Source organism: Thiomonas sp. UBA7699 (genome assembly GCF_002482605.1).
In the GTDB taxonomy this organism is placed as follows: domain Bacteria; phylum Pseudomonadota; class Gammaproteobacteria; order Burkholderiales; family Burkholderiaceae_C; genus Thiomonas; species Thiomonas arsenitoxydans.
Map to the genome: position 1 here is coordinate 20,952 of NZ_DLGH01000003.1, position 24,033 is coordinate 44,984.

27 protein-coding genes are annotated in these 24,033 nt (G+C 64.8%); 24 read left to right on the forward strand and 3 right to left on the reverse strand.

The window, feature by feature from the left end:
* Window positions 1–155: 155 nt before the first annotated feature.
* From B3H47_RS01345 to B3H47_RS01380, 8 genes are all read left to right on the forward strand, one after another.
* Entirely contained in the window at window positions 156–953 is a 798-nt protein-coding gene (locus B3H47_RS01345) for a DUF2285 domain-containing protein (protein ID WP_286985526.1), read from the forward strand.
* 75 nt (window positions 954–1,028) lie between these two features.
* Window positions 1,029–1,313: a helix-turn-helix transcriptional regulator gene (locus B3H47_RS01350; RefSeq protein WP_026069907.1), complete on the forward strand. Its 285-nt coding sequence runs from the start codon at window positions 1,029–1,031 to the stop codon at window positions 1,311–1,313.
* A 26-nt stretch (window positions 1,314–1,339) separates the two neighbouring features.
* Window positions 1,340–2,197 (forward strand): replication initiator protein A, encoded by an 858-nt coding sequence (locus tag B3H47_RS01355; RefSeq protein ID WP_286985528.1) that lies wholly within the window; start codon window positions 1,340–1,342, stop codon window positions 2,195–2,197.
* A gap of 241 nt (window positions 2,198–2,438) precedes the next feature.
* Window positions 2,439–3,077: a ParA family partition ATPase gene (parA, locus tag B3H47_RS01360; protein ID WP_286985529.1), complete on the forward strand. Its 639-nt coding sequence runs from the start codon at window positions 2,439–2,441 to the stop codon at window positions 3,075–3,077.
* On the forward strand, window positions 3,074–3,337 hold the full coding sequence (locus B3H47_RS01365) for a chromosome partitioning protein ParB (protein ID WP_070602032.1): 264 nt from the start codon (window positions 3,074–3,076) through the stop codon (window positions 3,335–3,337). The genes parA and B3H47_RS01365 overlap by 4 nt, the downstream gene beginning before the upstream one ends.
* A complete protein-coding gene (locus B3H47_RS01370; protein ID WP_286985531.1) occupies window positions 3,334–3,879 on the forward strand; it encodes a DUF2840 domain-containing protein in 546 nt (181 codons plus the stop codon). Before B3H47_RS01365 ends, B3H47_RS01370 begins: the two co-directional genes overlap by 4 nt.
* Window positions 3,876–4,475, forward strand: coding sequence for a S26 family signal peptidase (locus tag B3H47_RS01375; RefSeq protein WP_286985532.1), 600 nt, complete (start codon window positions 3,876–3,878; stop codon window positions 4,473–4,475). The genes B3H47_RS01370 and B3H47_RS01375 overlap by 4 nt, the downstream gene beginning before the upstream one ends.
* Before the next feature lie 445 nt (window positions 4,476–4,920).
* Entirely contained in the window at window positions 4,921–6,915 is a 1,995-nt protein-coding gene (locus tag B3H47_RS01380) for a relaxase/mobilization nuclease domain-containing protein (RefSeq protein WP_057381813.1), read from the forward strand.
* A 46-nt stretch (window positions 6,916–6,961) separates the two neighbouring features.
* On the opposite strand, the gene B3H47_RS01385 is transcribed toward B3H47_RS01380, so the two are convergent.
* Both B3H47_RS01385 and B3H47_RS01390 read right to left on the reverse strand, forming a co-directional pair.
* The gene (locus tag B3H47_RS01385; RefSeq protein ID WP_033040347.1) at window positions 6,962–7,687 is read right to left on the reverse strand and encodes a sulfite exporter TauE/SafE family protein; all 726 of its coding nucleotides are present in this window, start codon (window positions 7,685–7,687) and stop codon (window positions 6,962–6,964) included.
* An 11-nt stretch (window positions 7,688–7,698) separates the two neighbouring features.
* Window positions 7,699–8,595, reverse strand: coding sequence for an oxidoreductase (locus B3H47_RS01390; RefSeq protein ID WP_033040350.1), 897 nt, complete (start codon window positions 8,593–8,595; stop codon window positions 7,699–7,701).
* A 75-nt stretch (window positions 8,596–8,670) separates the two neighbouring features.
* Between B3H47_RS01390 and B3H47_RS01395 the strand changes: the two genes are divergently transcribed.
* Both B3H47_RS01395 and B3H47_RS01400 read left to right on the forward strand, forming a co-directional pair.
* Window positions 8,671–9,555, forward strand: coding sequence for a MurR/RpiR family transcriptional regulator (locus B3H47_RS01395; RefSeq protein ID WP_033040353.1), 885 nt, complete (start codon window positions 8,671–8,673; stop codon window positions 9,553–9,555).
* Window positions 9,555–10,415, forward strand: a complete 861-nt coding sequence (locus B3H47_RS01400) for an EamA family transporter (RefSeq protein ID WP_033040355.1) — start codon at window positions 9,555–9,557, stop codon at window positions 10,413–10,415. The genes B3H47_RS01395 and B3H47_RS01400 overlap by 1 nt, the downstream gene beginning before the upstream one ends.
* Window positions 10,416–10,459: 44 nt before the next feature.
* Here B3H47_RS01400 and B3H47_RS01405 read toward each other — a convergent pair whose 3' ends face one another.
* Entirely contained in the window at window positions 10,460–11,074 is a 615-nt protein-coding gene (locus B3H47_RS01405) for a TetR/AcrR family transcriptional regulator (protein ID WP_202807818.1), read from the reverse strand.
* Window positions 11,075–11,163: 89 nt separating this feature from the next.
* Here B3H47_RS01405 and B3H47_RS01410 point away from each other — a divergent pair, with 89 nt between their 5' ends.
* The 14 genes from B3H47_RS01410 to trbL all read left to right on the forward strand — a co-directional run.
* Window positions 11,164–12,093, forward strand: a complete 930-nt coding sequence (locus B3H47_RS01410) for a ketopantoate reductase family protein (RefSeq protein WP_033040358.1) — start codon at window positions 11,164–11,166, stop codon at window positions 12,091–12,093.
* Window positions 12,086–12,937 (forward strand): alpha/beta fold hydrolase, encoded by an 852-nt coding sequence (locus B3H47_RS01415; RefSeq protein WP_033040362.1) that lies wholly within the window; start codon window positions 12,086–12,088, stop codon window positions 12,935–12,937. Before B3H47_RS01410 ends, B3H47_RS01415 begins: the two co-directional genes overlap by 8 nt.
* Window positions 12,937–13,914 (forward strand): DMT family transporter, encoded by a 978-nt coding sequence (locus tag B3H47_RS01420; protein WP_023082461.1) that lies wholly within the window; start codon window positions 12,937–12,939, stop codon window positions 13,912–13,914. The genes B3H47_RS01415 and B3H47_RS01420 overlap by 1 nt, the downstream gene beginning before the upstream one ends.
* Before the next feature lie 49 nt (window positions 13,915–13,963).
* Entirely contained in the window at window positions 13,964–14,908 is a 945-nt protein-coding gene (locus B3H47_RS01425; protein ID WP_033040364.1) for a LysR family transcriptional regulator, read from the forward strand.
* A complete protein-coding gene (locus B3H47_RS01430; protein ID WP_033040365.1) occupies window positions 14,905–15,168 on the forward strand; it encodes an EexN family lipoprotein in 264 nt (87 codons plus the stop codon). Before B3H47_RS01425 ends, B3H47_RS01430 begins: the two co-directional genes overlap by 4 nt.
* A gap of 232 nt (window positions 15,169–15,400) precedes the next feature.
* Window positions 15,401–17,404: a conjugal transfer protein TraG gene (locus B3H47_RS01435; protein ID WP_057381815.1), complete on the forward strand. Its 2,004-nt coding sequence runs from the start codon at window positions 15,401–15,403 to the stop codon at window positions 17,402–17,404.
* On the forward strand, window positions 17,401–17,877 hold the full coding sequence (locus B3H47_RS01440) for a CopG family transcriptional regulator (protein ID WP_033045596.1): 477 nt from the start codon (window positions 17,401–17,403) through the stop codon (window positions 17,875–17,877). The genes B3H47_RS01435 and B3H47_RS01440 overlap by 4 nt, the downstream gene beginning before the upstream one ends.
* Window positions 17,874–18,917 carry a P-type conjugative transfer ATPase TrbB gene (gene trbB, locus B3H47_RS01445; protein WP_033045593.1) on the forward strand — a complete coding sequence of 348 codons (1,044 nt, stop codon included), beginning with the start codon at window positions 17,874–17,876 and terminating at the stop codon, window positions 18,915–18,917. The genes B3H47_RS01440 and trbB overlap by 4 nt, the downstream gene beginning before the upstream one ends.
* Window positions 18,914–19,297 carry a TrbC/VirB2 family protein gene (locus B3H47_RS01450; protein ID WP_171885134.1) on the forward strand — a complete coding sequence of 128 codons (384 nt, stop codon included), beginning with the start codon at window positions 18,914–18,916 and terminating at the stop codon, window positions 19,295–19,297. Before trbB ends, B3H47_RS01450 begins: the two co-directional genes overlap by 4 nt.
* Window positions 19,294–19,575 carry a VirB3 family type IV secretion system protein gene (locus B3H47_RS01455; RefSeq protein ID WP_033045588.1) on the forward strand — a complete coding sequence of 94 codons (282 nt, stop codon included), beginning with the start codon at window positions 19,294–19,296 and terminating at the stop codon, window positions 19,573–19,575. The genes B3H47_RS01450 and B3H47_RS01455 overlap by 4 nt, the downstream gene beginning before the upstream one ends.
* Window positions 19,576–19,585: 10 nt before the next feature.
* Entirely contained in the window at window positions 19,586–22,036 is a 2,451-nt protein-coding gene (gene trbE, locus B3H47_RS01460; RefSeq protein ID WP_171885133.1) for a conjugal transfer protein TrbE, read from the forward strand.
* Complete coding sequence (gene trbJ, locus B3H47_RS01465; RefSeq protein ID WP_033042348.1) at window positions 22,033–22,770, forward strand: P-type conjugative transfer protein TrbJ; 738 nt, start codon at window positions 22,033–22,035, stop codon at window positions 22,768–22,770. The genes trbE and trbJ overlap by 4 nt, the downstream gene beginning before the upstream one ends.
* Before the next feature lie 12 nt (window positions 22,771–22,782).
* Window positions 22,783–23,121 carry a hypothetical protein gene (locus tag B3H47_RS01470; protein ID WP_033042350.1) on the forward strand — a complete coding sequence of 113 codons (339 nt, stop codon included), beginning with the start codon at window positions 22,783–22,785 and terminating at the stop codon, window positions 23,119–23,121.
* On the forward strand, window positions 23,118–24,033 hold a 916-nt coding region (gene trbL / locus B3H47_RS01475), incomplete at its 3' end, for a P-type conjugative transfer protein TrbL (protein WP_286985545.1). The genes B3H47_RS01470 and trbL, both read left to right, overlap by 4 nt.

Consider the following 24,033-nt stretch of genomic DNA (forward strand, 5'->3'; position numbering starts at 1 on the left):
ATTCAGACGATTTCCGCAATGCCCTGGAGCGAATCAGTCTTGACACCAGCAGTTACAGCCTATCCCGATTTCGATGACGACTTGATGGCGGCCCGATAGCTCCCGCACGGCGGAATCCGTGGCGACGTTCCTGCTGAACGACAGGAGGCTGCGTCATGGCTGACCCGAGCGCCGAACACTGGTATCCGACCGCCGCGTATCTCTACACGCTGCACCTCGACGGCCCCGCGCTGGCCTGGGAATACCTGCGCCGCCACCCCGACTACCGCCGCGACTGGCTGCGCCGGCGCCGCCGGCCAGAGGCCGCCGCGCGCTGGGGATTGCGCCTGCTGGAAGATCCCGCCCTGGATGCGCGCGACGCGCATCCGGCCTGGTTCCCCGATCACGATGCGGTGGTGCAGCTCTACCCGGACGCCGACCCGCCGCCCGACGCGGTGGCCTTCGCATTCTGGCGCCTCCCCGGCCAGAAGCACCTGATCCACGACGGTAAGCGCCTGGTGCTGCTGACACGCTGGCCGGGCTGCTGCCTGCGGCTGGTGATCGCTCCCGGCCTGGCCGACGGCATGGCTTACGCCTATGCCATTCGCGCCTGCGCCGCATCCTGCGGACGCTATCAGGCGCTGGCGACCGAACTGGACAAGCTGGCCGCCGCTGGCGATGCAGCGCCAGCGGGAACAGCACGGTCGCGGCCGGCCCCCGCTGCGCTGCTGGAGTTGAACACGCTCCAGGCGCTCGACGGCACCCTCGCTGGCGCATCCCTGCGCGACGTGGCCGAAGGGCTATTCGGCGTCGATGCCGTTGCCGACGACTGGTACGCCGACAGCGCCTTGCGCGCCCGCGTTCGCCGGCTGGTACGCCGGGGCGATGTGCTGATGCGCGGCGGCTATCGCCGCCTTGCACAGCTTCCGCCCGTTGCACAGGGACGCGCTGCATCCCCTGCAAAACGTCCCTGAGCAAGAAGCCTTGCTTTCTTGAAAGTGCCTCTATCCGGCCGCGTGGTGTGGCCGGGCTTGATGGAGGTACATCCCATGCGACCCGCTCCCTTGCGGCCTGCCGCCGCTGCTGTCGCTGCGCCCGTGCAGCCCCAACGCTACCTGACCAACGACGAAGCCGCCGAATACCTGCGGCTGTCGCCGCGCACGCTGGAGAAACAGCGCGTGATCGGCGGCGGCCCCAAGTTCCGCAAGTTCGGCCGCCGCGTCATGTACGCGGTGGCCGACCTCGATGCCTGGGCCGACCAGCGCAGCTACGAGGCCACGTCCGACCCGGAATATGCAGAGCGTCATGCGGGCGACTACCGTGATGGCCGCTGATCGTCGGCTCGCCGGTGGCCATCGTCATGTCCAGCCCATCGCTGCCGCCGGGGCAGCGATCGCAGCAGCAGGCACAGCTCGACTTGTTCCGTGCGCTACCGGGCGACGGCATGGCGCCGCGCGACAGTCAGGACTTGATGGCTTTTCCGTTCTTCTCGCTGGCGAAGTCGCGGCGCACCGCGCCGATCGACTTCCGCAGCGGGAACATCACCATCCGCGTGGAAGGCACGGCCGAGCATGGCATCGCCACGATATGGGATGCCGACGTTCTGATTTGGGCGGCCTCGCAGATCGTGGAGGCGCGCGACGCGGGCATTCGCCCGTCGCGCTGGATACACGCCACGCCCTACGAAATCCTGCGCTTCATCGGGCGCGGCACGTCCCTCAACGACTACCAGCGTCTGAAAGCCGCGCTCGACCGGCTGCAATCGACCAGCGTGGCGACTTCCATCCGCGAAACCACCGGGAGGCGCTTGCACCGCTTCTCATGGTTGAACGAATGGCGCGAGCTGGCCGACGCCAGCGGCACGCCGCTGGGCATCGAGCTGATCCTGCCGGACTGGTTCTATGCCGGCGTGCTCGATGCCGCCCTAGTGCTGACCATCGACCCGGCCTATTTCCGCTTGAAGGGCGGCATCGAACGCTGGCTGTACCGCCTGGTACGCAAGCACGGCGGGCGGCAGGAACACGGCTGGCAATTCGACTTCCGGCACCTGCACCGCAAGTCCGGCAGCGCGGCGCGCTTCTCGGACTTCGCCTACGACCTGCGCGTGCTGGTCGCACGTCAGTCGCTGCCCGGCTACGTCCTGGGCATCGAGCCGATGCCGGGCGAAAGGCTGGAACTGCTGACCTTCCGGCCCGTGCCGTCCACGGCACGGGGATAACTGCGGGAAAAGGTGTGGACGGCCTCGTGCTATCAGGAGTACCGGGTATCGTGCTATCGGGAGTACGCCTATCGTGCTATCAGGAGTACGAAAACGCCGCAAAGCGAGTAACGGCGCGGGTTTGCGCCCCCTCTAACTTACCTAACTATAAATCTCTAACTGTTAGTAGAAGCGCGCCGTTTCGGTGGACAACCACGAAACGGCACGGCCAGGCCGGCTCTCCAGCAGGGAGGGCTGCGCCATGATCTTCGCGTTTCTCAACCAGAAAGGCGGCGTCGGCAAGACCACGCTCGCCACGCACATCGCCGGCGAACTGGCGATGCGCGGCCTGCACGTCATCCTGCTGGACGCCGACCCGCAGGGTTCCTCACTCGACTGGACACAGCGCAGAAGCCAGCAGGGCTTGCCGCGGTTGTTCAGCGCAGTGGGCCTCGCCCGCGAAACGCTGCATCAGGAAGCGCCGGAGCTGGCCCGCCGCGCCGATCACGTCATCATCGACGGCCCGCCGCGCATCGCCGCCCTGGCGCGTTCCGCGCTGCTGGCGGCCGAGCGCGTGCTGATTCCCGTGCAGCCCAGCCCGTATGACCTGTGGGCCAGCGCCGAGATGGTGGCGCTGATCCGCGAGGCACAGGTGTTCCGGCCTGCGCTGCGCGCGGCCTTCGTCATCAATCGGCGCGTCAGCACCACCATCATCGGCAGGGAAGCACGGCAATCGCTGGCCGAACAGCCGCTGCCGGCGCTGCGCAGTGAAGTGCGCCAGCGCATCGTCTTCGCCGACAGCGTGGCCGCTGGCCGACTCGCCCGCGAGACGGCGCCCGACAGCGCCGCCGCACGCGAGATCGTCGCGCTGACTGACGAACTGCTGCGGTGGCCGACATGAGCCAGCGCAACGGCAAACGCATCGCCATCGGCGCGCGTCCGCCTGCGAATCCGCACGCCGAGGCGTGGGTTCGCCAGGGCGAGGCCGACGGCATCCAGAAAGGCGACCTCTACACCGCGCGCCTGACCCTCGACATCACGCCTGCGATGCGGGCGCGCATCAAGGTGTCGGCATTCACGCAGGGCGTAACCGTCGCGGAACTGCTGCGCGGTTTGCTGGAACGAGAGTTTCCAGAACACCGGATGGAGAACACACCATGACCGCATCCGCTTCGCCTGCCGCTGGCGCGGCTACGGCTGCGCTGTCGCTGCATCCCGCAGCACTCGCCGGCCAAGCCGGCAACGTGCCACTGACCCGCGTATCGCTCGCCTACATCGAGCCGCGCTTCAAGCTCTATCTGCGCTTCGGCGAACCTGCGCGCACGCTGCGGCTCGACCACTGGCGGCGCTGCGCGGTATTCCTGCCGGGCGCGATGTTCTGCCGCATCCGCTGGGAGGCCAACGACTACGGCACCGTGCGCTGGCAGCTCATGGTGATGCAGGCCGGCACGCCGCTGGACGCCGTGCAGCGCATCCCCGGCGTGCGGCCAGGCGCACGCCTGCTGCTGCACGCCGAAGGTGAGAGCGCGGTGCGTGCCGTGCTGGAACGCATCGACGGCATCGACGCGCAGGGCATCGCCGCCATCGACGTGTCGCCCGCGTACTGGCGCACGCTGGGCAACCGTCTGGCGGCCCGCCTGCCGCTGCCCGAATACACCGCCGAGCGACACGCCGCCTGGCTGGCCGGGAGAGCGCTGCCATGACGACCCAATCCAACACCACATGCACGCACGAAGCCGTGCCGCATTCTCGCTCGCGCCGACGCGCTCGCCTCGCGCTGGTGGGCTTCGCCGCTGTCGGCTTCGCTGCACTGGCCTGGGCAGCTTTCGTGTCGCCGCTGCCGCGTCTGACCTACAACCCGTCCGACAGCGTGGCGGTCGGTTGGTATCGCATCGAACCGTTCGACCCGCGCACCGCCTCGCTGCCACGTCCGCTGTCCGTGGACAGCATCGTGCTGGTGCCGCTGCCTGCCAGGGCCGCCATGTTGGCTGCGCAGCGCGGCTACCTGCCAACGCGCGTGCCGCTGCTCAAACGTGTGGGCGCAGTCGCGCCGCAACACGTCTGCATCGTCGCCGGTCAGGTTCGCATCGACGGCGTGCCTGCGGCCGCCGCGCTGCCTGCCGACCGGCTGGGCCGGCCGCTGCCATCCTTGCAGCTTTGCCGCCGCCTCGAAGCGGGCGAGCTGTTCCTGTTGAGCGCGACCAACCCGGCGTCGTTCGACAGCCGGTATTTCGGCCCGGTCAGCGCATCCGCCGTGATCGGCGTTGCGCACCCGATCTGGCTGGAGACACGCCCATGATGGCCGACTCGCTGCATGTTGCCGTGCATCTTGTCGTGCCATCGGGCGTGTCGTTCTACTGTTCGTCGTCGTGTCGTCGCGCGTGCAGTGCGGGTGCATTCGCACCGCACTTCGCGCTGCCTTCGGCGCAGCCGTCCAGTGTGCAGGCGTCTTGCCTCGAACGCGCTCGGCCTGCGGCCATTGGCGCGTTCGCCGGCGGGCTGGCTGCAAGCAGCGCAGCGCCGCCGGGCCGCCAACGCCCGGAGCGACAGCGAGGGGCAAAGGCGGAAGGCAAGACAAAAGGACGCGGCACCGGGCCGCGTCGAAAGCCTGTCTGCACATGGGGGTGGCGCGGCACGGAGCGGCTTCGCCGCCGTGCCGCGTGGGGCGCGAAGGTCGCGCCAATGCAGGCATGTCCGCGTACTTCGCACGACAGGACACGCCAGAGCTTGCAGGGGGAGCGGCCATGACCGACCGCCGCGACGACGACTTCCGCGTGCGCCCCAGCGCCCCGAAGAACCGGGGCAAGGGTCAGGGCCAGAGCTTGGTTTCCAAGGTGCTCAGGCAGGCGGGAAAGGCCAGCAGCGGCAAGTCGGCGGTGCGCCGTCCTGCCACTGGCGGCACCGGCCAGCGGCCCGGCTCGCGCCTGGGACGCGGCCATACGGCGGCGCGCTTCGCCGGGGCGAAGCTATCGCCCATGTCGCGGCGCGTGACCATCAAGACCTTGCTGGTCAATCACCAACGGGCCAGCCCGCAATCACTCGCCAAGCACCTGCGCTACATCGAGCGCGATGGCGCGGGCCGTGATGGCGAACCGGGCCGGGCCTACGGGCCGCAGGCCGACGAAGCCGATCTGGATGCCTTCAAGGAACGCTGCGCCGACGACCGGCACCATTTCCGCTTCATCGTTTCAACGGAGGACGGGGGTGAACTGGACGACCTGCGCACCTACACCCGGCATCTGGTGAACCGGATGGAGGCCGACCTGGGCACGCGGCTGGATTGGGTAGCGGTGGATCACTGGAACACCGACAACCCGCACACCCACCTGATCGTGCGCGGGCGCGACGACACCGGCAAAGACCTCATCATCGCAGGCGACTACATCGCCCACGGCTTCCGCCGCCGGGCCGCCGAGCTGGCGACGGAATGGCTGGGGCCGCGCACCGAACTGGAGATCCAGCAGACCTTGGGGCGCGAGGTGGAACAGGAGCGGTGGACGAGCCTCGACCGGACGCTGCGACGCGAAGCCGGCGACGATGGCCGGGTGCAGATCGAACAGTTCAACGCACCGGCGCTGCAACGCCAGCGCCTGTTGCTGATCGGCCGGCTGCAACGCTTACAACGGCTGGGCCTGGCCGACGAAATGCAGCCCGGCACCTGGGCCATTCACGCCGACGCCGAGAAGACCTTGCGCACCCTGGGCGAGCGTGGCGACATCATCCGCACCATGCAGCGGGCCATGAGCGGCCAGCCGCGCGAGCTGGCGGTGTTCGAGCCGAACCAGAATGACGATGGAAGTGGCCGCAGCATCCTCGGCCGCGTGGCTGCGAAGGGGCTGGCCGACGAGCTGCACGACCGGGGTTATCTGGTCATCGACGGCGTGGACGGCAAGGCCCACTATGTCGGGCTCAATGCCCGCGACGAGCTGTCGAACTACCCCACGGGTGCGGTGGTGGAAGTGAAGGGTTCAGCCGACGTGCGCGCCGCCGACAAGAACATTGCCGCGCTGGCGAGCGATGGTCTGTATCGCGCCGATCATCACTTGGCCATTGAACAGGGCCGGGCCAAACCCGGACGCGACCCGCAGGAGGTTGTCGCCGCACACGTTCGGCGGCTGGAAGCCCTGCGCCGCGCCGGCATCGTGGAGCGCGTGGCCGAAGGGATATGGAAGGTGCCGGACGACCTGGCCGAGCGTGGCCGTCAGTACGACGCGCAGCGGCTGGGCGGCGTGGCCGTGGAGCTGAAATCGCACCTGTCCATCGAGCGGCAGGCCCGCCTCATCGGCGCGACCTGGCTCGATCAGCAATTGATCGGCGGCGGTAAAGGGCTGGGTGATCTGGGCTTTGGTGGTGACGCCAAGCAGGCCATGCAGCAGCGGGCCGATTTCCTCGAAGAACAGGGACTGGCCGAGCGGCGCGGGCAGCGCGTGATTCTCGCCCGCAACCTGCTGGGCACGCTGCGCAACCGCGAACTGGCGCAGTTCGCCAAGGACATAGCCACCGAAACCGGCCTGGAGCATCAGCCAGTAGCCGACGGGCAGCGAGTGGCTGGTATTTACCGGCGCTCTGTCATGCTTGCCAGCGGGCGTTATGCGATGCTCGATGACGGCAAAGGGTTCAGCCTCGTGCCGTGGAAGCCGATCATCGAACAGCGGCTTGGTCAGCAGCTCGCCGCGACGGTGCGCGGTGGCGGAGTATCTTGGGAGATCGGGCGGCAACGTGGGCCAACTGTTGGTTGAAACGGCGTGAATTCAAGCGAGCGATCACACCTTTTTCCGCTTCCGCTCATCCGTTGAGGGAGAGGATCATTCCTGCCGCCCCAGCGACTAGAACCACATCAATGAGAAGCTCGAACGTGTGCAACTGGAGTCGCTGGACGAGACGTTTCGCAATCATCGAACCGGCAAGCAACGCGATGCCGATGGCAAGTCCACGTGTGATGACGGGCGGCGCAAGTACACCCGACACTCCAAACGTACCAAGCTTGCCGGCGTAGAGCAGGATAGCGCTTGCCGCCTCCGACCCCAGAAATGCACCGCCACTCATTCCGTACCCGGTGAATACCGGCACGCTGAGCGGCCCGGTGGACAGCACGAATCCGGTCAGGAACCCGACAATCGCCCCGGCAAAACTCATGTGCCAGAGGTTCAGATGGAGGTTCGATCGTCTGATGAGACGGCGCAGCGGGATCATCGCAAGGAAGAAAGCTGCCAGGAACACGTCCACAGTGGCAGGAGAGATCGTCAGCAGCGTGTGCGCCCCGAGCACAGCCGCGGGAACTCCCGCCAACGAATAGGCAAACACCGGCCGCCAACGGATCTCATGCCACCAGGCAATCACCCGCCCGATGTTGCCGAACAAGGACGCAATCGCCATCACAGGTACAGCGATCCGTGGCCCGTACAGCATGACGAGGACGGGCAGCATGATGAGCGACGAGCCGGTGCCGACGACGCCGCTGAGCACGCCAGCACCGAGGGCGAGAAAGAAGAGAAATAACAGCGCGATCATCGACTCTAGGGTCAACCTGGGCCGTCGCTCGCAGCCGCAAGAAGCGGCACCAGGATGTCGCTGATCGGGGTCGGAATGCCGTGAACCTGGCCGCGACGCGCAATGACGCCGTTGCGGATATCCCATTCGAGCGGTCGGCCAGCTTCTCGATCCGTGAGGATGGAGGTGCTCATGTCTGTGGGCGCCGCCCGGAACTTGTCGAGGATCTCTTGCGGCACTTCGTCGCCGAATTCAGCGCCCTCGGCACGTGCCACGGCCAGGCATTCCTGCAAATAAGCCAGCGTAAGTCTGGCGATATCAGCGCGACCGAACATGCCTGAGCGGCGGTGCGTGAGTGCCATGAGGCCAGCCACTGCGTTCTGCATCAGCTTGCGCCAAGCCAGCGAGCTGAAGTTCGCGGCCAAATCTACGGCGCACCGTGTGCCTTGCAGCGCTGCGGCCACTGCGCGGGAAGCTGACGTGTCTGGCAGGCTGAGGCGCGCTTCGCCACGCAAGCGTACCGAGCCGTCGGATTGCGCCTGCGCAGGGAACCACACGACGGCAGGAACGATTTGCCCGTTTGGCGAGTACGGGCGAACCCTGTCCAACTGTTCGATCCCGTTCTGCAAAACGCACACCACTGTTTCCGGCCCGACCAACACCGCGAGCCATTCTGCTGCCGCCTCAATTTGTGTTGCCTTGACTGCCAAAAAGACAAGATCAGCCGTGCGAGTGATTTGTGCCGGATTCGTCCGAACAGGACCAGGTACGGTGATAAAGCGGTCGCCATCTTGCAGGGTCAGGTGATCGCGCGGGCTACGCCCACACAGCAACGGCGTGCGGCCGACCTCGTGTAGCGCCGCCGCGATCGTGGTGCCAATGGCACCGGGACCGACGACAGCGACGCCAGGGTTGATTTCAGGATTCATGAGAGCGGGCTCCTTTAACGGCATCTGCCCACGTGGTGGTTGTGCCCTTCACGCGGTGAATGTAATATATTACACATGAAAAACGAAATTAGTAACAGCGTTTCAGGGGCTGAGCAACGGTTGCAGCAATGGATCGGCAGCATTCAAGCCCGAAGCGGCGACCTCGCCGCAAGCGAGGCGAAAGTTGTAGATCTCCTGCTCACCGATCCTTTGTTTGTCGGAGCAAGCACGACAGCACAGGTTGCCGCCCGTGCCGGCGTTTCTCCGCCGACGGTGATCCGTGCCGCGCGTGCGCTCGGGTTCGGCGGATTTACCGAGCTGAAGATCGAGATCGCGCGTGCTCGCGGCACAGCCCGGTTCTTCGCGCCTCCTGAAGCACTCGCCGCGGATGCGACGTCGGCCTCGGTGCTGGAAACATCCATTCGTGCTGGTACCGATGCACTGACCGCGCTCGGTGGGGCCATCGAACTCTCTGCGCTGGATAAGGCCGTCGGCTTGATCCAGCGCGCGCGCCAGGTATTTGCATTCGGTGCAGGCCCTTCCTCCACGGTTGCCGCCGATGCGGTCTTCCGTCTGCGTACGATCGGCGTGATGACCGTGGGCATCACGGATCATTTGTCGGCCATGATCGCGGCACGGCTCTTGGGCGCAGAAGACGTCGTCATCGCGGTCAGCTCGACCGGCCGCACGTCTTCAACGCTAGCCGTCGCGGATGCGGCATCCTCGGCTGGCGCCTCGCTGATCGCAGTCACCAATCAGTACGACACGCCCCTGGCGACTCTCGCCGACGTCGCGCTTGTTGTCGGCGGCGTACCACTACCGGCACAGATGGCCGCTGCGGGAAGTCGATTGGCTCAGCTGGTTGTTATCGATGCGTTGGTCGCATCCCTGGCGCTGCGCGATCAAGAGCGGACCCGCTTGGCGGAGCGGGCGGGCATCGATCTTCCCGACATTTCCTGATGCAGCCCGGCACCATCGCAATGGTTCTCGCCGCAGCGGTAGCCCATGCGGTGTGGAACCTGGCCTCGAAGTACAAGCGGGGCGACACTTTACTGTTCGTCTGGGCTTATAGCTGTGCTTCGACGCTTCTGTGGGTCCCGATCGGTCTCGTTCTTATGGTTCAGGACCAAGGGGCGATAGATTGGCGGCTCGGGGTGGGAGCGGCTGTTTCGGCGGCATTGCACATTGCGTACTCCCTGACCTTGCAGGTTGGCTACGATCGTGCCGAACTCGGGGTGGTTTACCCGATCGCCCGTGGCACAGGGCCGGTGCTGACGATGCTGTTTGCGATTCTTATTTTGGGGGAGCGGCTCTCCGTCGTTGCGCTTTTAGGGGCGCTCCTCGTCGTCTCAGGCATTCTTGTCGTTACCGGCAACCCGTTTAGAAGCGGAACCCGCCGCCCACTCCAGGGGATGTTTTGGGGAGGTGCTACGGGGGCCACCATTGCAAGCTATACCGTCTGGGACAGCTACGCGGTCACGTCGCTGCATTTGGCGCCCGTGAGCTACTACGCTGGCACACTGCTTCTGCAAACCCTGATCCTGACGCCAAGCGCACTGCGGCGACGGCATCACATTCACACAGTTATCCGTGCTGATGCCGTACCTATCCTCATCGTGGCCGTATTCTCCCCACTGGCCTACATCCTCGTGCTCACCGCCATGCTGACGGCACCGCTCGCGCTCGTCGCCCCTCTGCGTGAGTCGTCGATCATCATCGGCTCTCTCTTCGCGTACAGACTCTTTCGTGAGGGTCATCTCGCGCGCCGCGTGGTTGGGGCGGCAATCGTTCTGGCAGGGATCGCGGCGATTAGTTCTTGATGTTTGACGGCAGCGCACCTACTGCGACTTGGGCCGATGGCTATTCAGGCCTTGAATCCAACCGCCGTGAAAGCATGCCGCGTGATCGCCTCCAGCGTGCGCCGGCTGGGCCGGGTCTTGGCCAGGACATTGAGTCCTTGCGTCGTGCACACGAGGAATGCGGCCGCTTCGGCCGCATCGACGTCCCGCGATAGTTCTCCCGCTTGCTTTGCCCGCTCGATCGCGCCAGATAGGGCCGTTTCCAGCCTGGCCAGGTGGAGTTGGAAGGCTTCGCTGATCTGCGGATCATTCATGGCGAACTCAACGATCGAGTTCGTCACAAGGCATCCCCAGCGCCGTTTGCCGTCCAGCATCGCTTCGATGAGGGCGGCGTAGTAGTCGGCAATCCCGGCCCGACCGGACGGATTGCTGTTCAGGCGCGCGATCGTCTCTCGCGACATGGACGCCATGTAGCTCTTCAAAGCCTCAATGAAGAGGCCGTGCTTGTCACCGAAGGCGGCGTAGACGCTGCCCGGGTTGAGCCCGGTGACCCGGCAGATCTCCTGCATGCCAGCCCCGTCATAGCCCCGCTCCCAGAAGACGTCCACCGCGCTCTCTAGCACCGCATCGCGGTCAAAGTTTCGTATTCGGCCCATGGTTTTTAATGATTCATCAATCAAGAATCTTCACATAAATCAAGCATACATTGCCTTGTAGACTTGTTGAAGTTAGAATTTTCTTGAATTCATATTCAAGAATGGAGCCGTGGATGAAAATCGCGATCATGGGCACCGGAGGCGTAGGTGGCTATTTCGGAGCCAAACTGGCCCTCGGAGGCAACGACGTCAGCTTCATTGCCAGAGGGGCGCACCTGGCTGCCATCAAGTCCCAAGGCCTCACTGTGCGCAGTCCGCTAGGGGACATGCATGTCCCCACGCCCAGAGCAACCGACACGCCGTCGAACGTCGGGCCAGTCGATGTCGTTCTGTTCGGTGTCAAGCTTTGGGATACCGAGGCGGCCGCCAAAGCGATCAAGCCGCTGATCGGACCCGAAACGATGATGATCTCGTTCCAGAACGGGGTGATCAAGGACGAATTGCTGAGAGCCACGCTCGGAGAAAAGCCGGTAGCAGGTGGCGTTTGCTACATCGCGGCAACGATCGAGGCCCCGGGCGTCATCGGTCATGCCAACAACTTGCAGAAGCTGGTCTTTGGCGAGTACGGCGGCCAGCGCAGCGCGCGTATCGAGCGCTTCCATCGGGCCTGCATCCAGTCGGGGATTGATGCCGAAATCAGCGACGACATCGCCAGAGTGATCTGGGAGAAGTTCGTCTTCCTGGTTGGGCTGTCGGCGACCACCGCGTCCACGCGGTGCCCGATAGGCGTGGTTCGCAGTAATTCGGTCTCCCGCAAGTTGCTCGAAGGCGTTATGCAGGAGGTGGTGGACGTCGGCCGGGCCGAAGGCGTCAATCTCGCCGCCGACTTTGCCGTGGACCGACTTCGCTTCTGCGACCAACTACCCGCCGATATGACCGCTTCCATGCTGCGCGACCTGGAACGCGGAAACCGGCTGGAAGTGCAGTGGCTCAGCGGCGACGTCAGCAGCAGAGGCCGACGGCTCGGCGTGCCCACTCCGCGAAATTCAGTGGTCTGCGAAATCCTTGCGGTTCATGCGGATGGGGTGCAGCGCCATGAATAACGAAAATCTTGAAAATGGCTTTCTTGACTTGGCCGGTTACCGCATCGCCTACACGCGCCAGGGCCACGGGAGTGCCATCGCCCTTGTTCACGGCATTCCCACGAGCCGCCATCTTTGGCGCAACGTCATGCCTCTCCTCGCCGCATCAGGCCATGAAGTGCTTGCGATCGACCTTCTCGGCTATGGCGATTCCGACAAGCCTTCGGACACGGACCTTGGAATCCATGCGCAATCCGAAATCATCTTTCAGGCGCTTTCGGCCCTGGGGTGGAAGCGCGCGACCATAGTGGGCCACGACATCGGAGGTGGGATTGCCCAGCTCGTGGCCATCAACCATCCCGAAATTCTGGATCGCCTCGTTCTGATCGACTCCATCCTCTATGACTCGTTTCCAGAGCCTGGGATTGCCCGCTTGAAGGAGCCGGCTTGGGACGAAATCCTTGGCGCAGCAGATTTCGATCTGAAGAAGGGCCTGGCGAAAGGCTTTTCACGAGGCATGTTCCATACCGATCGAGTTACCGCTGAACTGGTTGATGCCTATGAGCGTCCGTTCCATGGCATCGACGGGGGGCACGCATACCTGCGTGCAGCCCGGGCGTTGAGGACAGAAGAACTTTCCTCGCGCATGGAGGACGTCGAGAAGCTGGCCGTGCCTACGCTCATCGTCTGGGGCAAGCTCGACACATTCCAGCCGTTGCACTTCGCAGAGCGCCTGGCCGGAAAAATGCCCAATGCCCAAATCCAGGTATTTGATGAGGCTGGGCATTTCCTGCCAGAGGACGTGCCGGAAGCGCTGGCGTCCCGTATCGCTGAATTTACAAGTACCCAAAAAGGAGCACGCTGATGGCACGAAATGTCCACGCTCCTGCATCCAGCCAGGCTGGCTTCCTTGTCACGCTTTTTGCATCGACCTTCTTGATGGGGTCCAGCTTCGTCGCAGGAAAAATCCTGCTACAGCAGGGTTTCACGCCGATGATCCTGGTCGGGTGGCGCTTCTTTGCCGCGGCCTTGGCGACCTTGCCGCTAGTGTTGGCCGGCGAGCGAAATATTGTGGCGGCGCTCCTGCCGGCCAAAGCAGGGCTGCGTGATGTTGCGCTGGTGATCCTGATTGGTTTGCTTCAGACAGCCGCCGTCATGGGGCTGCTTTTCTGGGCCATGCAGTTCATCTCCGCATCGACCGCCGCCATCCTGCTTTTCACCAATCCCATCTGGGTTGCTGTCCTGGGTCGCATCTTCCTTGGCGAAAGCCTGCACCGAGCGAGGCTCGTCGGGTTGCTTCTTGGCGTTGTCGGTGTTGCGCTTGCCATTGGTATCAGCCCATCCATGTTTTCTGGCGGGATGACGCTGGCTGGCGAGATCATCGGCATCGTCTCTGCGCTTTGCTGGGCAAGCGCGACGCTCATCAATAAGCGGGCAGCATTGCCGCTCTCATCCTGGGCCTTGAGTTTCTGGCAAATGCTGGTGGGCGCGATCGCCATCTTGGCCATCGCCTATCTCGATGGCGAACAATGGCCGAGCGGTGTGACGCGAGAGCAATGGGCTTGGTTTCTCTGGCTTTCCATCCCCGCGTCAACAGGCTCATTTGGCCTCTGGTTCGTGGCGCTGAAAAGAGGTGGAGCAACGAGGACTAGCGGATTTCTGTTCCTGGCCCCGCTCTTCACGGTCATCCTTGCGTATTTCATCCTGAACACGGCAATTTCCTGGATGCAAGCTGCGGGAGGAGTACTGATCGGCCTCGCGCTTTGGCTCGTCAACCGGGAACTTCCAGCAAGAAATGATCGCGAAAAAATCGATGAGGTGATCGCGGAAGGCGAACCGTGATGAACAGTTGATTCATCATCGAGTGCATGAATTATCAAGGCGGTCAGCTATGGAATTACGTCATTTGCGCTGTTTTCTGGCGGTGGCGGAAGAACTCCACTTCGCCCGCGCTGCCGAGCGACTGCACATTGAGCAATCTCCGCTATCGCGCACCATTAAGGAGTTGGAAGATGACGTCGGTGAAAAATTGTTCGTCCGCACCAGCCGAAGTACACGACTGACACCGGCGGGGAAGCTGTTTCTTGAGCATGTGCCTCGCGTTTTCACGGCCTTGCAGCAAGCCCGCGACAGCGTGAAAGCAGCGGCCAATGGCTTCCATGGGCAGTTGCGCATTGCATTGTCCGACGGCATCACGCCGTCGCGCCTGCCGGCCTTATTGGCAATGTGCCGGCAGGAGGAACCCGAGGTAGATATTCGGCTGTTCCAGGTGCCGCTATCGCAGCAGATAAAGGGGCTGCAAGACGATCTGTACGACGTAGGCTTCGCGCAGTCGGATGAAGTGGGTGAAGGCGTGGCTGCAGAAGCTGTATGGAGTGATCCGTTGATGGTGGCAGTGCCCGCCCGGCACCATCTGCTCAAGCACAGGCGCATCCCACTGGACGAAGTTCTGCAATTCCCATTGGTGTTATGCGATCCATTGACATGCGAAGGTCACGCGCGGCAGGTCGAACGTGTGCTACGTCGCTCTGACAGAGAACCACTGGTGGTTGAGCGCGTCGCTTCGTTCGAGCTGATGATGATCGTAGTGTCGGCCGGCTTCGCCTTGGGGCTGGCCGGCGGCCCGCACATCACGGCAAGTCGGGAGTCTGGCGTCATAGCGCGTCCCTTGGCCGGACGTGCGCCGATGCTGACGACCTATCTGCTGCGGCGCGAAGCCGACGTTTCGGAAGTGCTGTCTCGGTTCATAGAGCGAGTGCAGGCCATCGACTTGCCCGAAGGCACTAGGCCCGCTTTGCCGCCCGAACCTGATCCCCAGGAGGAAATCGAGCTATGAAGAAATCTTTCTGGCTCCTGTTGGTTCTGCTGTTGACTGCTTGCGGCCCATCGGACACACCCAGGCAGGCCAGCGTGCCCACCGTGGATGAACTGGCTGCCGATCCGGTACGGTTGAAGGAACTGCGACAGCAATGCAAGACCGACCGCGTGACGCTTGGTGACGTGCTTTGCAATCGAGTCGCTGAAGCCACGCGCAAGCGGTTCTACGGAGATGGGAAGACGCCCTATACATCGTCGGAGACACCGCCGAAGTTCTGATCGTCACCTTCGCCAAGAATCCTGTCCTTCATTGTCAACACGCCGCAGCGCGCTCGCGCCTGCGGCATTTTTATTGGCTTCTTCGCAGCCTGAAACCTGTCTTTTTCGATCATCTTGGTTCCGATAACAGTCTTTGACCGGCACTGACCCGGCACCGATCCTCGCGCTATGCGGCACGTCCATGTGCCGCGTTTGAACGAGGAATCAGCGCAGGGAAATCGGAGGCCAGTCAATGCAAGCTCAGGGCGTGCTGTTCGGGCAGATCGCCGCCGTCTTCGGCATCGTGATCGCCGGTGTATGGAGTGCAACGCAATGGACAGCCGCCGCCCTGGGCTATCAGCTACGCCTTGGCTCGCCGTGGTTCGACTTCTTTGGAACCCCGGTCTATCACCCCTGGCGGCTGTTCGAGTGGTGGTTCTTCTTCGATGCCTACGCACCGCACGTCTTCGACATAGGTGGCGCGATTGCAGGCGGCAGCGGCCTGGTGGCCGTGGTGGTCGCCATCGCAATGTCGGTATGGCGCTCGCGGCAGTCGCGCCTGGTCACTACCTACGGTTCGGCACGCTGGGCCGATGCGGATGACGTTCGCAAAGCCGGCCTGACCCAGCCGGCAGGCGTTTTCCTCGGCCTGCACCGCGGCCAGTACCTGCGGCACGAAGGCCCGGAGCACGTCCTGACCTTCGCACCCACTCGCAGCGGCAAGGGCGTGGGGCTGGTGGTGCCCACTTTGTTGAGCTGGCCTGCGTCCGTCGTCGTCCACGACATCAAGGGCGAGAACTGGACGCTCACCGCCGGTTGGCGTTCGCGGTTCAGCCATTGCCTGCTGTTCAACCCCACCGATGCGAAGTCGGCGGCCTACAACCCGCTACTGGAAGTCCGGCGCGGCGCGCATGAAGTGCGCGACGTGCAGAACGTGGCCGACATTCTTGTCGATCCCGATGGCGCGCTCGAACGCCGGAACCATTGGGAAAAGACCAGTCACGCGCTGCTGGTCGGCGCCATCCTGCATGTGCTGTACGCAGGCGAGGACAAGACGCTGCGCGGCGTCGCCAACTTCCTCAGTGACCCGGCTTGCCCGTTCGAGCTGACGCTGCACCGAATGATGACGACGAAGCACTTGGGCGATGCGCCGCACCCGGTTGTCGCATCCGCCGCGCGGGAAGTGTTGAACAAGTCGGACAACGAGCGTTCCGGCGTCTTGAGCACCGCCATGTCGTTCCTCGGCCTGTACCGCGACCCGACCGTGGCCGAAGTCACGTCGCGTTGCGACTGGCGCATCGCCGATCTGATTTCCGCCGAACACCCGGTATCGCTCTATCTGGTGGTGCCGCCGTCCGACATTAGCCGTACCAAGCCGCTGATCCGGCTCATCTTGAACCAGATCGGCAGGCGCTTGACGGAATCCCTCGATGGCAGCGACGGCATCGCACGCCGCCACAAGCTGCTGCTGATGCTGGATGAATTTCCGGCGCTGGGCCGGCTCGACTTCTTCGAGTCGGCGCTTGCCTTCATGGCCGGGTACGGCATCCGCAGCTTCCTCATCGCCCAAAGCCTGAATCAGATTGACAAGGCGTATGGGCAGAACCATTCCATCCTCGACAACTGCCACGTTCGCGTGACGTTCGCCACCAACGACGAACGCACGGCGAAAAGGATTTCCGAAACGCTCGGCACCGCGACCGAGCTGCGCGCGCAGCGCAACTACGCGGGCCACCGGCTCGCGCCGTGGCTCGGACATTTGATGGTGTCGCGGCAGGAAACCGCACGCCCGCTGCTGACGCCGGGCGAAGTCATGCAGCTTCCGCCCGACGAGGCCGTGGTGATGGTGTCCAGCGTCGCGCCGATCAAGGCGAAGAAGCTGCGCTACTACGCCGACGCGAATTTCAAGAGCCGCGTGTTGCCACCACCCGCGCTCGCGGCCGGGCAATACGCCGACGCGCCGCCTGCGCGCCCTGACGACTGGAGCGGTCTGGCGATCCCCGCTGTACCAGCGGCCCCGGCTGCGAGCCTGTCCAGCGATGGCGCAGGCACCGCCGATGACGGCGGCCCGCACCGCCAGCCGGAGCTATCCGAAGTCGCCGAATACAGCCCGGAACCGCAGACCGCAGGCACTGACCTGGGGCTGCTCGATGACGACGACGACCTGCCGTTGCCGCTTCCTCGCCAGTTCAACCCGGCCATGCAGCGCACGGCCCGGCTGGCTTCCCTCGACCCGAACGACGGAATCGACTTATGAGCCAATACCGCCTCAATCTGTTCATCCAGACCGAGCACGCCAAGCGGCTCGAAGAACTGGCCGCCAAGAAAGGCGTGTCCAAGTCGTCCATCGTCGCGGCGGCGCTCGCATCGTGGCTGTCGCCCGATGCCGGCGACCAGCGCGAGGCGGCCATCGCCAAGCGGCTTGATCGCCTGTCGCGGCAGGCCGAGCGCATGGAGCGCGACCAGAACATCCAGATCGAAACGCTGGCGCTGTTCATCCGCTACTTCCTGACCGTCAGCACGCCGGTTCCCGAAGCCCATCAGGACGCAGCCCGCGCGCAGGGCAAAGCGCGTTTCGAGCAATTCGTGGAGCAACTTGGCCGCCACCTGCTGCGAGGCCGCAGCCTGGTGCGCGACGTGGTGGAGGAACTGCATCCCGACCCGGTGCGGATGGATGACGCAGCGGCGCTGGCCGAAGCCCACGAACGAACTACGGAGCGTGCCTCATGAGCGCCGTTCCGCAGACCCCGCCCGAACGCTCATCCAGCGCGACTTCGCTGGATCGCCGTATCCAGATGCTGCGCACGGCCATGGGGCCAGTCATCGCCGCCGCGCTGGCCGACCCGGACGTGGTGGAAATTATGCTCAACCCCGACCGCACCCTATGGGTGGATCGGTTGTCATCGGGCCGCACGCCGCTGGGCGTGGAGCTTTCCGAAGACGATGGCGAGCGCATCATCCGCCTGGTGGCCGCGCACGTTGGTGCGGAAGTGCATCGCGGCCAGCCGCTGCTGACCGCCGAGCTGCCTGAAACCGGCGAGCGGTTCGAGGGCATCTTGCCGCCGGCTGCGCCTGGGCCAGCCTTCGCGCTGCGCAAGCGGGCCGTGAGCATCATCGGTCTGGATCGCTATGTGGCCGACGGCATCCTGACCGCCGGGCAGGCGGACTTCCTGCGCCATGCCGTGCGCGAGCGGCAGAACATCCTGATCGCAGGCGGCACCAGCACCGGCAAGACCACCTTGGCGAATGCGCTGCTGGCCGAGATCGCCGCCACCGGCGACCGCGTGCTGGTGCTCGAAGACACCATCGAGCTGCAATGCGCCGCCCGCGACCATGTGCCGCTGCGCACACGCGCCGGTGTTGTGTCGATGACCGAGCTGGTACGCGCCACGATGCGCCTGCGCCCTGATCGCGTGATCGTCGGCGAGGTGCGTGGCGGCGAAGCCCTCGACCTCATCAAAGTGTGGGGCACCGGCCACCCCGGCGGTATCGCCACCATCCATGCCGGTTCCGCGATGGGCGCGCTGCTGCGCCTGGAGCAATTGATTCTCGAAGTGGCGGTGAACCCACCGCGTGCGCTGATCGCCGAGGCGGTCAACATCGTCATCCACATCGCCGGACGCGGCCGCAAGCGCCGCGTCGAAAGCATCGCCCGCGTCATCGGCTTCGACGGTGTGGGCTACCGCCTGGCGGACGCGATGGAAACGCCGTTTCCCGAGCTGCCGCCGTTTTCTTCCCCGTCCCCTGACCAACCTGGAGAACTGCCATGACGCAGATGCACATTCCTGCTTTCAGCTTTTCCGTAAATCCGGCTTCGGCCGTCGCTCGCCTGCGGCGACTGGCCGGCCCGGCACAACATGGCCTGCTGCTGGCCGCCGTCATGCTGATGACGGCGGGCACGGCGAAAGCGTCCGGTTCCTCGATGCCGTGGGAATCGCCACTCGAATCCATCCTCGAATCCATCCAGGGGCCGGTCGCCAAGATCATCGCGGTCATCATCATCATTTCGACCGGCCTGGCGCTCGCCTTCGGCGATACGTCGGGCGGCTTCCGCAAGCTGATCCAGATCGTGTTCGGGTTGAGTATCGCCTTCGCGGCATCCTCGTTCTTCCTGTCGTTCTTCAGCTTCTCGGGCGGGGCCGTCGTATGAGCGCCAATGAAGGAGCACCGGGCTTCGCGCCCGGCTTCGAGGTGCCGCTGCATCGTTCGCTGACCGAGCCGCTTCTCATGGGCGGTGCGCCGCGCACCGTGGCGATCGCCAACGGCACGCTGGCCGCCGCCGTCGGGCTGGGCCTGCAACTGTGGATTCCCGGCGTGGTGCTCTGGATCGTCGGCCACTCGCTGGCGGTCTGGGGTGCGCGTGTCGATCCGCAGTTCATGCAGGTCTTCGCCCGCCACATCAAGCACAAGCCGCTGCTGGACGTGTGAGGGGGATGCCATGCTGAACCTTGCCGAATACCGCCAGCGCCCGGCCTTGCTCGCTGACTGGCTGCCGTGGGCCGGGCTGGTCGCGCCGGGCGTGGTGCTGAACAAGGATGGTTCTTTCCAGCGCACGGCGCGCTTTCGCGGGCCTGACTTGGACAGCGCCACGCAAGGCGAGCTGATCGCCACTACGGCGCGGCTGAACAACGCGCTGCGCCGGCTGGGTTCGGGCTGGGCGCTGTTCATCGAGGCCGAGCGCCGACCGGCCGCAGACTATCCGCACTCGGAGTTTCCCGAACCACTGTCCTGGCTGGTGGACGAGGAACGCCGCGCCGCCTTCGAGGACTCGGGCCACCACTTCGAGAGCGCCTATCACCTGACGCTGGCCTACCTGCCGCCGGAGGAATCCCGCGCTCGCGCCGCCAAGCTGCTCTACGAGCATGCACCCGGCGATGGTGTGGACTGGCGCGGCCGGCTCGATGCCTTCGTCGCGGAAACCGATCGCGTGTTCGACCTGCTCGACGGCGTGATGCCGGAGGTCGCCTGGCTGGACGATGCACAGACACTGACCTACCTGCATTCGACCATCTCGACGCGGCGCTACCGCGTGGGCGTGCCGGAAGTGCCGTTCCACATCGACGCGCTGCTGGCCGATTCCGCCTTGGTCGGCGGCCTCGCGCCCATGCTGGGCGACCAGCATCTGCGCGTGGTGTCGGTGCGGGGCTTCCCGACTTCGACCTGGCCGGGCCTGCTGGATGACCTCAACCGCCTGGGCTTTGGCTACCGCTGGAGTACGCGCTTTCTTTGCATGGACAAAGCCGAGGCGGAAAAGGAGCTGGGCCGCCTGCGCCGCCAGTGGTTCGCCAAGCGCAAGAACGTCATCGCGCTGCTGCGCGAAACGATCTTCCAACAGGAGAGCCCGCTGGTTGATACCGATGCCAGCAACAAGGCGGCCGACGCGGACGCCGCCATGCAGGAGTTGGGCAGCGATCAAGTCGCCTTCGGCTACCTCACCGCCACGGTGACGGTGCTCGATGGCGACCCGGCCGCTGCCGATGAAAAGCTGCGCATGGTGGAGCGCGTCATCCAGGGTCGGGGTTTCGTGACCATCCCCGAAACCCTCAATGCCGTCGATGCGTGGCTGTCGTCCATTCCCGGCAATGCCTATGCGAACGTCCGCCAGCCCATCGTCTCGACGCTGAACCTGGCGCACATGATGCCGCTGTCGGCGGTGTGGGCCGGGCCGGAGAAGAACGACCACCTCGACGGCCCCCCGCTGATCGTCACCCGCACCGATGGCGCAACGCCGTTCAGGCTGGTGACGCACATCGGCGACGTCGGCCACACGCTGGTCGCAGGGCCGACCGGCATGGGCAAGTCGGTATTGCTTGCCATCCTGGCGATGCAGTTCCGCCGCTACTTCGCTTCGCGGATCTTCGCCTTTGACATGGGGCGCTCGATGCGCGCCACGATTCTCGGCCTGGGCGGCGAACACTACGACCTCGGCGCTGATGGCGGTATCGCCTTCCAGCCGCTTGCCCGTATCGACGGCGAGGGCTACCGCACCTGGGCGGCCGAATGGGTGGAAGGCCGCCTGCTGCAAGAAGGCGTGACCGTCGGCCCGGACGAAAAAGCGGCCATCTGGTCGGCGCTGGGCAGCCTGGCGGGGGCGCCGCCGGAACAGCGCACGATGACCGGGCTTTCCGTGCTGCTGCAATCCAACGCGCTGCGGCAGGCGCTGTCGCCGTATGTGCTCGGCGGCGCGCACGGCAAGCTGCTGGACGCCGACCGCGACCGGCTCGGCATGGCCGACGTGCAGGGCTTCGAGATGGAGGAGCTGATGCACAGCCCCGCCGCCGTGCAGGCGGTGCTGCGCTATCTGTTCGCACGCTTCGATGAGCGGTTCGACGGTGCACCGACGCTGCTGATTCTCGATGAAGCGTGGCTGTTCCTTGATGAACCAGCCTTCGCCGCACGCATCCGCCAATGGCTCAAGACGCTCAGAAAGAAGAACGTCAGCGTCATCTTTGCCACGCAGTCGCTGGCCGACATCAAGGATTCGACCATCGCGCCAGCCATTATCGAAAGCTGCGCGAGCAGGATTTTCTTGCCTAACCCGCAGGCCACCGAGCCGCAGATTCGCACGATCTACGAAGGCTTCGGCCTCAACAGCCGGCAGATCGAGATCGTCGCCACTGCCGAACCCAAGCGCGATTACTACTACCAATCGCGCCTGGGCAATCGCCTGTTCGACCTCGACCTGGGGCCGGCCGCGCTCGCCTTCGCGGGCGCATCCACGCCGCAAGACCAACGCGACATCGACCGTGTGCTGGCGCAGGCCGGCGCACCCGGCTTTGCCGGCGCGTGGCTACGCCATCGCGGCCTTGATTGGGCCGCCGACCTGCTGCCGTCCTCACCGGCGGCGGCTTCCTTCCTCGCTACTCAACCGCTGGAGGTTTCGCCATGAAAGCCCGTGTCCTTTCCGCTTCGCTCGCCGCCGTGCTGGCCGGCTCGCTGCTGCTCGCGCAGCCGGCGGCAGCCATCACCGTGTTCGACCCGTCCAACTTCGTGCAGAACACGCTGACCGCCGTTCGCACGCTGGAGCAGATCAACAACCAGATCAACCAGCTCCAGAACGAGGCGCAGATGTTGATGAATCAGGCCCGCAACTTGACGAGCCTCGACTTCAACATCGTCAACCGGCTGCGCTCGACGCTCGCCACCACCGAACGCCTGATCGCCGAGGCGCAAGGGCTGGCCTACGACGTGCAGAGCATGGATGCCACGTTCTCGCGCCTGTACCCGGAGCAGTACGCCGCCACCATCAGCGGCGACCAGATGCTGCGCGATGCGCAGGAACGCTGGAAAAACACGCTGAACGGCCTGCACACGGCGATGCGGATGCAGGCGCAGGTGTCGCAGAACCTGGCGCAAGACGAAAGCGCGCTGGCCGACCTCGTGAGCCAGAGCCAATCGGCCACAGGTGCCTTGCAGGCCATGCAGGCGACGAACCAGCTTCTGGCCTTGCAGGCCAAGCAGTCTATCCAGGCCCAGCAGCTCCAGATCACGCAAGACCGCGCGGCCTCGCTGGAACTGGCACGGCAGGCGGCGGCCACGGAGCGCGCCCGCGAAGTGCGGCGGCGCTTCCTGGGCATCGGCACGCCGTACACGCCGCAGGCCGTCAATTTCTACAACAACTGACGGGAGGCGGCCATGCGATGCGTTCCCGTTCTGTCGGTGTCGCTGCTGGCCGTGCTGCTGACCGCGTGCGGCCAGCAGCCGGCCGAAGACCTGGCCGCCACCTTGGCCGCCGATCCCGTGCGGCTCAAGGCGTTGCGCGCCCAATGCGCAACCGAACGGCGAGCCACAGGCGAAGACGCCTGCCGGGCCGCCGCCGAAGCCTTCCGGCGGCGCTTCTTCGCCGGCCAGACCGGGCCAGACGAATACCGGACGCTGGCCGAACTGCCGCCGATCCCGCCCAGCTTCGACACGCCCGCCGACGACGCGCCGGAAGGCGATGCGTCGCTCGCCGCTATGGAGGACACGCCATGAATGACGTGACCATCATCGACAAATTCCTCGATACCTTTTCGCGCTACATCGACTCGGGTTTCGGGCTGCTGCATGGCGAAGTGGCGTTTCTCACCGCCACGCTCATCGTCATCGACATGACCATCGCCGGCCTGTATTGGGCCTTGAGCCATGCGACCGGCCAGGGCGAGGACGTGATCGCCAAGCTGCTGCGCAAGGTGCTCTACGTCGGTGCCTTCGCCTACATCATCAATAACTTCAACTGGCTGGCCGGCATCGTCTTCCGGTCGTTCGCCGGCCTCGGTCTGATGGCCGGCGGTTCGACCCTGACGATGGAAACCTTCCTGCAACCGGGGCGGCTGGCGAAGACCGGCATCGACGCGGCCGCACCGATCCTCGACCAGATCGGCGACATGGCCGGCTTCCCCGAAGTGTTCGTGAACCTTGACCCCATCGTGGTGCTGTTCATCGCCTGGCTGGTGGTGATCCTTTGCTTCTTCGTGCTCGCGGTACAGCTTTTCATTACGCTGATCGAGTTCAAGCTGACCACGCTCGCCGGCTTCGTCTTGATTCCGTTCGCACTCTGGAACAAGACGAGTTTCCTGGCGGAAAAGGTGCTCGGCAACGTGGTGTCGTCGGGCATCAAGGTCTTGGTATTGGCCGTCATCGTCGGCATCGGCTCGGGCCTGTTCGCGGGGTTCCAGGTTCACCCTGACGAGCCTTCCATTGACCACGCGCTGGTCGTGATGCTGGCCTCGCTCGCCTTGCTGGCGCTCGGCATCTTCGGCCCTGGTATCGCCACGGGCCTCGTGTCCGGTGCCCCGCAGCTTGGTGCGGGCGCGATGGCTGGCGCGGCGGTCGCTGCTGTCGGCACAGGCGTTGCCATCGGTGCCGCCGCGACCGGCGTGGGCGGTGCGGTCATGGCCGGGGCGC